This is a genomic window from Nocardioides hungaricus (assembly GCF_054782915.1).
The window spans coordinates 140,523-149,334 of sequence record NZ_BAAGRO010000016.1 but is presented as its reverse complement, the minus strand read 5'-3'; the positions used below and the strand labels follow the sequence as shown (position 1 = coordinate 149,334).

The 8,812-nt window shown below is 71.0% G+C and carries 13 protein-coding genes and 1 pseudogene; 7 read left to right on the top strand and 7 right to left on the bottom strand.

The window, feature by feature from the left end:
- Positions 1-11 precede the first annotated feature (11 nt).
- Positions 12-335: an isochorismatase family protein gene (locus ACYVKX_RS05755; RefSeq protein WP_460829751.1), complete on the bottom strand. Its 324-nt coding sequence runs from the start codon at positions 333-335 to the stop codon at positions 12-14.
- A gap of 130 nt (positions 336-465) precedes the next feature.
- Here ACYVKX_RS05755 and ACYVKX_RS05750 point away from each other — a divergent pair, with 130 nt between their 5' ends.
- The gene (locus ACYVKX_RS05750) at positions 466-846 is read left to right on the top strand and encodes a helix-turn-helix domain-containing protein (protein ID WP_460829750.1); all 381 of its coding nucleotides are present in this window, start codon (positions 466-468) and stop codon (positions 844-846) included.
- A 172-nt stretch (positions 847-1,018) separates the two neighbouring features.
- Here ACYVKX_RS05750 and ACYVKX_RS05745 read toward each other — a convergent pair.
- The 3 genes and pseudogenes from ACYVKX_RS05745 to ACYVKX_RS05735 form a co-directional block, all read right to left on the bottom strand.
- A pseudogene (locus tag ACYVKX_RS05745) lies at positions 1,019-1,267 on the bottom strand (GrpB family protein); the annotation flags it as partial.
- A gap of 104 nt (positions 1,268-1,371) precedes the next feature.
- On the bottom strand, positions 1,372-1,746 hold the full coding sequence (locus ACYVKX_RS05740) for a type II toxin-antitoxin system PemK/MazF family toxin (RefSeq protein WP_460829748.1): 375 nt from the start codon (positions 1,744-1,746) through the stop codon (positions 1,372-1,374).
- Positions 1,739-1,972: a hypothetical protein gene (locus tag ACYVKX_RS05735; RefSeq protein WP_460829747.1), complete on the bottom strand. Its 234-nt coding sequence runs from the start codon at positions 1,970-1,972 to the stop codon at positions 1,739-1,741. Before ACYVKX_RS05735 ends, ACYVKX_RS05740 begins: the two co-directional genes overlap by 8 nt.
- Positions 1,973-2,170: 198 nt before the next feature.
- On the opposite strand from ACYVKX_RS05735, the gene ACYVKX_RS05730 reads away from it, so the two are divergent.
- From ACYVKX_RS05730 to ACYVKX_RS05705, 6 genes are read left to right on the top strand one after another with little or no spacing between them, the layout of a single operon-like run.
- Positions 2,171-2,704 (top strand): SigE family RNA polymerase sigma factor, encoded by a 534-nt coding sequence (locus ACYVKX_RS05730; protein ID WP_460829745.1) that lies wholly within the window; start codon positions 2,171-2,173, stop codon positions 2,702-2,704.
- A complete protein-coding gene (locus tag ACYVKX_RS05725) occupies positions 2,697-3,437 on the top strand; it encodes a hypothetical protein (protein WP_460829743.1) in 741 nt (246 codons plus the stop codon). The genes ACYVKX_RS05730 and ACYVKX_RS05725 overlap by 8 nt, the downstream gene beginning before the upstream one ends.
- Before the next feature lie 35 nt (positions 3,438-3,472).
- Positions 3,473-4,021, top strand: a complete 549-nt coding sequence (locus ACYVKX_RS05720; protein WP_460829741.1) for a hypothetical protein — start codon at positions 3,473-3,475, stop codon at positions 4,019-4,021.
- Between the two features lie 39 nt (positions 4,022-4,060).
- Positions 4,061-5,140 (top strand): peptidoglycan-binding protein, encoded by a 1,080-nt coding sequence (locus ACYVKX_RS05715; RefSeq protein WP_460829739.1) that lies wholly within the window; start codon positions 4,061-4,063, stop codon positions 5,138-5,140.
- The gene (locus ACYVKX_RS05710) at positions 5,137-5,904 is read left to right on the top strand and encodes an ABC transporter ATP-binding protein (protein ID WP_460829737.1); all 768 of its coding nucleotides are present in this window, start codon (positions 5,137-5,139) and stop codon (positions 5,902-5,904) included. Before ACYVKX_RS05715 ends, ACYVKX_RS05710 begins: the two co-directional genes overlap by 4 nt.
- A 1-nt stretch (position 5,905) precedes the next feature.
- Positions 5,906-7,084: an ABC transporter permease gene (locus ACYVKX_RS05705; RefSeq protein ID WP_460829736.1), complete on the top strand. Its 1,179-nt coding sequence runs from the start codon at positions 5,906-5,908 to the stop codon at positions 7,082-7,084.
- On the opposite strand, the gene ACYVKX_RS05700 is transcribed toward ACYVKX_RS05705, so the two are convergent.
- The 3 genes from ACYVKX_RS05700 to ACYVKX_RS05690 are packed head-to-tail and all read right to left on the bottom strand — an operon-like array spanning position 7,055 to position 8,730.
- The gene (locus ACYVKX_RS05700; protein ID WP_460829734.1) at positions 7,055-7,552 is read right to left on the bottom strand and encodes a GNAT family N-acetyltransferase; all 498 of its coding nucleotides are present in this window, start codon (positions 7,550-7,552) and stop codon (positions 7,055-7,057) included. The two genes, ACYVKX_RS05705 and ACYVKX_RS05700, sit on opposite strands and share 30 nt — an antisense overlap.
- A gap of 45 nt (positions 7,553-7,597) precedes the next feature.
- The gene (locus tag ACYVKX_RS05695; RefSeq protein ID WP_460829732.1) at positions 7,598-8,218 is read right to left on the bottom strand and encodes a hypothetical protein; all 621 of its coding nucleotides are present in this window, start codon (positions 8,216-8,218) and stop codon (positions 7,598-7,600) included.
- Positions 8,215-8,730, bottom strand: coding sequence for a SigE family RNA polymerase sigma factor (locus tag ACYVKX_RS05690; RefSeq protein WP_460829731.1), 516 nt, complete (start codon positions 8,728-8,730; stop codon positions 8,215-8,217). Before ACYVKX_RS05690 ends, ACYVKX_RS05695 begins: the two co-directional genes overlap by 4 nt.
- Between the last annotated feature and the right edge of the window lie 82 nt (positions 8,731-8,812).

The following is an 8,812-nucleotide window of genomic DNA, read 5'->3' as shown; positions in this document are numbered from 1 at the left end:
GGGCCGGCACGTCAGCCGGCACGGACGAGGCCGAGGACCTCCTCGGTCGACCGGACGTCGCCGTAGGACCGGTAGACGACGTGCAGCGTGGCGTTGTGGTCGCGGTCGCGCATTGCGGCACAGGCGTCGGCGACGAGGATCACCCGGAGCCCGTGGGTGCTGGCGTCGCGAACGGTCGCCTCGACGCAGACGTTGGTCACCGTGCCGGCGACCAGGAGCGTGTCGACCCCGCGCTCGGCCAGCAACTCGGGCAGCTCGCTGCTCCCGGGGAAGTAGGCGCTGCGGGCGGTCTTCTCGACGGCGATGTCGCCGATCTGGCACGACCAGGAGGACATCATCCAACGGTTGTGTGGACTCACCAGGTAAGCCAGCCGTCCCGAAACCGGAGAAGCCTCGCTGACGCCCCAGGCCGCAAGACACTCGGTTCGTAGTTGTCGTTATTGCACTTACGGGTATCATGGAGACATGCCTACCCGAGCACTGACGACCAGCCTCGACCCGGTCGACCCGACCGTCCGGTCCGACGCGAAGAACCTGGCCGACCGCCTCAACGGAGACACTCCGGTCGAGGTCGCGGTGCGGGCGATGCTCGACGACGTCGCCCACGGAGCACGCGTGGTCGTGCTGCGCGCCGAGGACGAGGTCACTCCCGCACAGGCCGCCGACATCCTCGGAGTCACCCGTCAGTTCGTCGACCGGCTCTGCGAGGATGGCATGCTCGCCTTCCGCCGCCTGCCCGGCAGCCGCCACCGCCGCATCCGCGTCCAAGACGTCGTCGATGTCGCCGCCGAACGCGAGCAGCGCCGCGCCGGCGGCGACGCGATCCGCGCGGCCATCGGCGAGTAGCACGGTGGCCCGTCCACAACGGGTCTTCATCGACACCAGTGAGCTGTTCCCGTTCACGATCATGGACGTACTGCTCACCCTGTCCGAAGACTTCCTGTTCACCTGGGTCTGGACCGACGAACTCCTCGACGAGTGGGAAGAAGTCATCGTCCGCGAGGGTCAGCGCACCCCGGTCTTGCCCTTGCGGAACTTCCTGGCCTGCTGCCTGCCTGGCAGATCTGGTCGCCGCCGCTTGGTGTGCCGCCGCCACGATCACGTCGATGTCCAGGATCGCCTTCGCCGCGAGGCCCGGCACCGAGGTCGACCCGACGTGCTCGAGCTGCGCCCCCGGTAGGTCCCGCACTGCGTCCCGCAGTACCTTCGCGACGGTCTCGAACTGGATGGTCCACTCGTCGGAATGGGGAACGACCGCGACCGCCATGGAGCGATTCTCCACGAGCGACGTCCGAGGTGGCGTCGACCGGCGTCGTCGTTGGATCAACGTCTGCTGCAGCCTTGCGCGGGTCGCTCACCCGGCCTCCGGCGTCATCGCAGGGCGAGGAAGTCGCGGAGCCAGCCATCGACTTCGCCCATGGTCTCCTCGTCGACCATGCCGGCGATCTTGCCCAGTCGCGAGCGCGACGTCGCGCGGACCTGCTCGGTCATCGCGAAGCAGGCGCCCTCCAGGGTCAGGTCGCCCGAGAGCCGGATGTGGTTGGGCCACCCGCGGTCGGTCGTGGTGACCGGCACGGTCAGGACCAGCTCGGTGACGGTGCGCAGATACATCTCCGAGGAGACGACCAGGACCGGGCGGCGTCCGGACTGCTCGCGGCCGACGGTCGGGTCGGGGGCCGCCCACACCACCATGCCGCGCGCCAGGCCGGGGAGTGGGCCGGGGGCCGGGTCGTGGTCCTCACTCACCGGGCAGCTCTGCGTCCATGGCCGCGAAGGCGGCGAAGTCCGACCAGTACTCGGCATCGGGCGGGCTCGCCGCGATGGCGTCGCGAAGAGCCTCCTCGCGCCTGGCCCGCTCCCACTGGTCGACCAGCCCGGCCAGGAACGCCGCGATCGTCTTCTCCTCGCGACGCGCCTCGCCGGCGATGCGGTCGCGCAACTCGGTCGGGACCTTCAGCGTGGTCAGTGCCATACGGACAAGCGTACCGAAGGTGACACCCTAGATATGCATACCAGTACGACGTACGTATCGGTATGGCATAGGCGGGTCGCTGAGATGAGTTGGACGGACTCTGTAACAACGGCTCGACCTCGGCGCATCTAGCAAGTGCCACTCGATGATGAGATCGATGGGCAACCGACGGATCAGACGGATGAGGGGAGGGCTGGCGTGGTCTCCGATACCGACGGCTTCCGGTCCTTCGCGGAGGCCCGGCTCCCCAAGCTCTACCGGTCCGCGCTGGCGCTGTGCGGCAACACGCACACCGCCGAGGACCTCGTCCAGGAGGCGCTGACCCGGGTCTTCATGGCGTGGGGCACGAGGCGGATCGATGACCCGGTCGCCTATACCCAGGCCACCTTGACCAACGTCTTCCTCGCCGGCCGACGCAGACGCAGCTCGCGCGAGTACCCGACCGAGACGCTCCCCGACGGTGGCGGCACGGAGGTGGACCTGACGCTGAGACTCGACCTCTACCGAGCGCTGCAGGAGCTGAAGCCGCTCGATCGAGCGATCGTCGTCCTGAGGTACCTCGAGGATCTGCCGGTCGACGAGGTGGCCGCGATGGTCAAGCAGTCTCCGGGGAACGTGCGAGTGCGGGCGAGTCGCTCCCTCCCCCGGTTGCGGGACCTCCTCGCCGAGTTCCACGAGTCGACCACTCCCATCGCCACGCAGGGCAGTCCGGAGGTGACGTGCCGTGATTGAACGAGAGCTCACTGCGCTTCTCCACGCCACGGCCGCGGAAGTCACGCGGATCCCCGCAGGAGTGGTCGAGGCCAGCATCGAGGACGGACTCCGCCGCTCGCGGCTGCGACGTCGGCGCTGGACGGTCGGGCTTGCTGCGGCTGCTGCGGTCTTCGGCGGCAGCGTGACGTACGGCGCGACGGCACTGGTCGGTCAGTCCCCGGCAGCCGTCTCCCCGTCTGCGGCTCCGGCTCGCCAGCTGGCCGTGGCCGGGGACCAGATGGCGCAGACCTTGACGGCGGTCCTCACCACCGAGGCTCGAGCCGTGCACGTCCTCAACGGCGCCGCTCCCGGCCGGCTCGCTCCCGACCTGAGAACAGCGGGATACCCGGACGATCTCCTGCAGGCCGGAGCGTCGGCCCGGACCGGTTACGTGGTGCTCCAACGTGCGGTTAGCGGCGGCGTCGCCAGGTCCCAGGTGGTCGTCGTGATCGAGAGGCTGGACAAGTCCCGGGCCGACCGGCTGGCAGGCACGCTGTGCCCGCCTGAGGAGTCCAGCGGCTGTACGCCGACGGCTGCCGGCCGACTGCTGGTCTGGGAGGGCGACAACGCCAAGAGCGCGGTCGTCAGCCTGCTGACGCCCGACAGCTGGCTCGTCACCGTGGCCACAGCCACCGGCCCGAACACGGTTCCGGTCGGGGTGACGACCACCGACCTGACCCGGATCGCCTTGAGCGAGGTGTGGTGGAGATGAGGACGAGAGGACGTCGAACGGCGACGGCTCTGGCAGTGATCTCGACGCTGGGGCTCCTCACCGGCTGCGAGGGCACGTCGTCCCCGGGGGTCGCCACTGCCCAAACGGGCCAACCGGAGGGCAGCCAGTCCAGCACGCCGGCCACCGGCAAGGACTCGGTCCTCGAGGCGTTCGTCGCGGCTCGACAGCGATGGGTGGACTGCGCCCGCGAGCAGGGCATGAGCGACGTGAAGGACCCCGACCAGTACGGCAGGGTCGAGTTCGGGACCGCCGGGGTTCCGGAGTCCATCCTCACGAAGGCCCGGATGGTGTGCGCCACGCTGCAGGTGCCGGTTCCGCCGGAGGTCAGGAAGATCTGGGACGACCAGTACGCGGCGACCATCACTCCGGCCGAGAAGAAGATGAACCAGGAGTACGCCGACTGCATGCAGGCCAACGGCGCCCCCGACTTCCCCGACCCGCTCCCGAACGGGATGTCGCCCAATCAAGGCCCGGACACGCTCTGGGATCAGACCTCGGCGGGAGCTCAGCGCGCGCTCGCCACCTGCCTGCCCATCGTCCGCGGCCCCGACGCCGCGCCCTGACGACCCATGAGTGGTGAGGGCAGGACCCGGCGCCGATCGGTGCTCGTCTTGGCCATCGGCCTGGTTGTCGCACCCGCGGCGGGTGCCGTCCTCCTGCTGCGTCCCACATCGCCGACCGCCCCAGCTGCGAAGTCGACCGAGGCCGGCCTCTCGTTGGTGACGGTACGACGGGAGGACCTGACGATCAGCACCAGCCTCGACGGCACGCTGGGTTACGGCTCGGCATCGGCCATCCCGCTGCAGGCCAGCGGCGTGGTGACCTGGCTGCCCGCCTCGGGCTCGATCGTCGGTCGCGGCCAGACCCTGCTGCGGGTCGCCGACCGGCCGATCGTGCTGATGTACGGCACGACGCCGGCGTATCGGGCGATGTACGACACTGCCGCGTCCGACGCCGACCAGGGCAAGGCCGACCAGGGCAGCCGACCGTCGGGTCCGCCGCCGGCGCCGTCCCCACCGATGCGGGGACCCGATGTCGAACAGCTCGAGCAGAGCCTGTCGGCACTGGGCTACGGAGGCTTCACGGTCGATGACGAGTTCACCCCCTACACCGCCCAGGCTGTCGAGGCGTGGCAGAGCGACCTGGGCGTCGATCCCACCGGCAGGGTCGAGTTCGGTGACGTGGTCTTCCTGCCCGGACCGGTGCGAGTCTCCACCGACCGGACGAGGCTGGGCACCGCCGACGTCTCCTCGGCGGTCAAGGCGACCGCCACCGAGAAGGTCGTCACGGTGACGGCTCCTGCAGAGTCGCTGGCGTGGGCCACGGAGGGGGCCCGCGTCTCGGTCGCCCTGCCGAACCAGAAGAAGGTCCGGGGCACCGTGACCAGCGCCGGTTCCCAGGCCTCCGGTGGGGGCGGCGGGACCGTGTCGGTCAAGATCGGCCTGGCCCGCCCCGGGCAGGCCAAGGAGTCGGGCCCGGTCACCGTCACCTACGTCTCCCGCCGAGAGCCGAACGTGCTCACGGTGCCGGTGACCGCTCTGGTCGCCCTGGCCGAGGGCGGCTACGGCGTCCAGCTCGAGGACGGCTCCTACGTCCCGGTCACCCCCGGCCTCTACGCGAAGGGCGTCGTCCAGGTCACCGGCGATCTCAAGGTCGGCACTCGGGTCAGGGACGCCTCATGACCGCCAGCACGGTCGGTACGGCGGCCGGCGACCCGGCTGTCGTGGAGTGTGTCGATCTGACCAAGACCTACCCCGGTGACGTGCACGCGCTCCAAGGAGTGTCGCTGAGCGTCCATGCCGGTGACGTCACCGCGATCCTGGGCCCGTCCGGCTCGGGCAAGACCACCCTGCTGCAGCTGCTGGGCACGCTGGACCGGCCGACCTCGGGAACCATCCACGTCGCCGGCACCGATGTCTCGGAGCTGTCCGATCGGGCCCTGTCGCGGCTTCGCGCCGAGCGGATCGGGTTCGTCTTCCAACAGTTCCACCTCTCTGCGCTGATGAACGTCCTGGACAACGTCGCCGAGGGCCTGCTGTACGCCGGTGTCGGCCACCGCCACCGCCAGCAGCGCGCGACCGCAGCCCTCGAGCGCCTCGGTCTGGGGCACCGGCTGACTCATCGACCCACCGCGCTGTCGGGTGGTGAGCGTCAACGGGTCGCGATCGCCAGGGCGATCGTCGGCCGGCCCGCGCTCGTGCTGGCCGACGAGCCGACCGGCAACCTCGACAGCGCCAACGGGCGCATCGTCGTGAGCTTCCTGCGAGAGCTCGCCCGCGACGGCACCGCCGTCGTGGTCATCACCCACGACCGCGACGTCGCCGCCGCCATGGACCGCCGCATCGAGCTACGCGACGGCCGACTCGTCGAGAGCGCCGCCGCGCCGGCGTACCCCGAGGCTCGCACCGAGGGTCGCACTGTGGCGCGGGTCCGACCCGAGGCGTGACATGGCCCGCCTCTCGCCCGCCGACACCGCCCGCCTGGCCAGCAGGGGCCTGCGCGGTCATCCCCTGCGCTTCGCGCTCTCCGCCCTCGGCATCGCCATCGGTGTGGCGGCGATGGTCTCCGTTGCCGGCATCACCCAGTCCAGCCGGGTCCAGCTCAACGACCTTCTCTCCCAGCTCGGCACCAACCTGCTGCGCGCCTACCCCGCCCCCGACCTCCAGGGCCAGCCCACCCGGCTGCCGGCGACCGCCCGACCCATGCTGGCCCGCATCGGACCGGTCACCGCCGCCAGCAGCATCGGGCAACTGCCCGACGTCGGTGTCTACCGCTCGCCCTACGTCCCCTCGGGCAACACCAACAGCCTGGTCGTCGACGCCGTCGATCCAGCCCTGCTCTCCACACTGCACGGCACCCTCGCCCAGGGCCGCTGGTTCACCACCGCCAACCAGGCGTTCCCCACCGTGGTCCTCGGTGCTGCCGCAGCCGAGCGCCTCGGCATCGACGCCCCCGGAACCCGGGTCTGGATCGAACGGCAATGGTGGGTCGTCATCGGCATCCTGGACCCCCTCCAGCTCGCCACCGACCTCGACGCCGCCGCGATGATCCCGGCCCAGGCGGCACGCACCTACACCAGCTTCGACGGAACGCTCACCGGCGTCTACCTTCGAGCCGACGAGCGCCAGATCGAGGCCGTGGCCGCGGTCGTGCCCCAGACCGCGTCGCCACAACGTCCTGAGCAAGTCGGGATCGACCGCCCCGCGGATGCCCTCACCGCCCAGCTCACCGCCAACGACACCCTCAACCGGCTCCTGATCGGTCTCGCCGCGATCGGGCTGCTCGTCGGCGGCATCGGCATCAGCAACACCATGATCATCGCCGCGCTCGAACGCCGCGCCGAGATCGGCCTGCGGCGGGCCCTCGGCGCCACCCGCGGCAACATCGCCGTCCAGTTCCTGTCCGAGTCCGCGCTCATGTCGGCCACCGGAGGACTCGGCGGCGCTCTGCTCGGCTACGCCGTCACCGTCGGCTATGCCCGCATCCAGGACTGGGGCGTCAGCCTCCCCCTCTGGATCGGTGCCGCCGCCGTACTGGCCACAGCAGTCGTCGGCGCCATCGCCGGCCTCTACCCCGCGATCAAGGCCAGCCGCGAGTCACCCACCCACGCCCTGACCAGCGTGTAGTTCCTTCGCCGGCAGCTCCCGCGTCAGGGTGACCTCGTTGAGCGCGTAGCCGAGCCGCTCGTAGAAGGCACGAGCTCCCGTGTTCGCCGCCCCGGTGCTGAGCCGAACGTGCCTCAGAGCCCGTGCGGTCGCCCAGTCCTCGGCCTCCGCGACCAGTGCGCGAGCCAGCCCCTGGCCCTCGCAGCGCTCGGCCACCATCAGCTCCCCGATCCACGCGTCTGTCTCGCCGCTCCAGTGGTCCTCCTCCGAGACCGACACGAAGCCGACGATGGCCCCGTCGAGTACCGCGACCCATCCGGCGTGACCGTCGGTGCCCGCGGCCTTCACCGAGTCGTCGACCCAGCCCTCGACGGCCTTGCGGACCCGATCGGTCGATCGGGAGGGGTCCACCCCGACCAGGAGTCGCGGGGTCAGGCGCAGCACGCCTTCGAGATCGGTGGACTCCAGGGGCCGGATCGTCGCGTCCATGCGCAGGAGCGTCCCACCGGGGCCTGGTCCTTGAAAATGGCACCGCTACTCGACCCAGAGCACGGTGGAGCCGGGGAGGGGCTCGACCTCCCCGTCCTCGCCGGTCCGTACGCCGATCAGGCAGGCGAGCCCCGACGCGGCGTCGACGGTGATGTCCACGGCTCGGACGGTGAAGTCCGGCATGGGACTCCCCGGACGCACCGGATGCCCACTGGTGACCGTGTCGGGGAACGTGCCGATCAGCCGGATCTGGAGCTCTCGACCAGACGTGCACGGGCGTCCGGTGTTGGAGGTCTCGGTGGTCCGGGCCCGGGCGACGACCGAAGCGCTCGTCACGGTCGCGCGCTGCTCCGCGATCACGTCTCGCGCGACCGCCTCCGCCTTGGCGAGCTCGTCCCGGCTCAGGGAGGACTCCGTGGTGGGGGAAGGGCCGCCGGACGCGGCCTCGGTGGACGGTGCGGCTCGCCCGTCCCCGGGGACGAGGACCTGGGCGGCGACCGTGCCGCCTCCGACGACGAGCGCCGTGGCCGCGACGATGCCGGCGACGAGGGTACGTCGCCGACGTCTCCTCGCGGCGCGGCCGGCGGTCAGCAGCTCCTCGAGCGGGGCGGGCGCCACGGAGGCCCGGTCGAGCCGGTCCAGCAGGTCGGAGGTGTGGTCGTTCATCGCGGTCTTCCTTCGGGCAGGTCGGGCAGGTCGGACAGGTGGGAGTTGGCGGCGAGGCGGGCCAGCGCGCGAGACAGCCGGCTCTTCACCGTGCCGGGAGCGATGCCGAGGACCTCGGCGGTCCGCTGCTCGCTGAGGCCGGCGTAGTAGCGGAGCACGACGACCTCGCGGTGCGACGTGGTGAGGTCGTCCAGTGCGCGGTGGACGGCGTCCGCGATCTCCACCTGGCTGGTGTGGTCGGGCGTTCCCCGGTCCGGCAGCGTGCCGGTCGGGCGCTCTCCCCACCACCGGCGTCGCCGGCTGTCGCGGTGGCAGTTCAACAGGATCCGGTACACGTAGGCGTCCCGGTCGTCGGCCGCGGCCACCCTGCGCCAGGCGGTGTAGCACCGCAGCAGGGTGGACTGCGCGAGGTCCTGCGCCTCCTCGGGCGAGCACCCCAGGACGATCGCGGACCGGACGAGGGCACCCCACCGGGCGCCCGCGAAGGCCGTGAAGTCGTCGTCCCGCTCCACGCTCACCTCCCCGGTGCGCTGCCCCGTCTCTCCAACGACGACGTGGCCACCCACCCAGGTTCCCGCACGGTGCCTGTAGGTG

Excerpts from the sequence above, each read along its gene's own strand:
- ACYVKX_RS05750 (WP_460829750.1), top strand. The coding sequence starts at position 466 with ATGCCTACCCGAGCACTGACGACCAGCCTCGACCCGGTCGACCCGACC.
- ACYVKX_RS05695 (WP_460829732.1), bottom strand. The coding sequence starts at position 8,218 with ATGAACGACCACACCTCCGACCTGCTGGACCGGCTCGACCGGGCCTCC.
- ACYVKX_RS05700 (WP_460829734.1), bottom strand. The coding sequence starts at position 7,552 with ATGGACGCGACGATCCGGCCCCTGGAGTCCACCGATCTCGAAGGCGTG.
- ACYVKX_RS05755 (WP_460829751.1), bottom strand. The coding sequence starts at position 335 with ATGTCCTCCTGGTCGTGCCAGATCGGCGACATCGCCGTCGAGAAGACC.
- ACYVKX_RS05710 (WP_460829737.1), top strand. The coding sequence starts at position 5,137 with ATGACCGCCAGCACGGTCGGTACGGCGGCCGGCGACCCGGCTGTCGTG.
- ACYVKX_RS05705 (WP_460829736.1), top strand. The coding sequence starts at position 5,906 with ATGGCCCGCCTCTCGCCCGCCGACACCGCCCGCCTGGCCAGCAGGGGC.
- ACYVKX_RS05735 (WP_460829747.1), bottom strand. The coding sequence starts at position 1,972 with ATGGCACTGACCACGCTGAAGGTCCCGACCGAGTTGCGCGACCGCATC.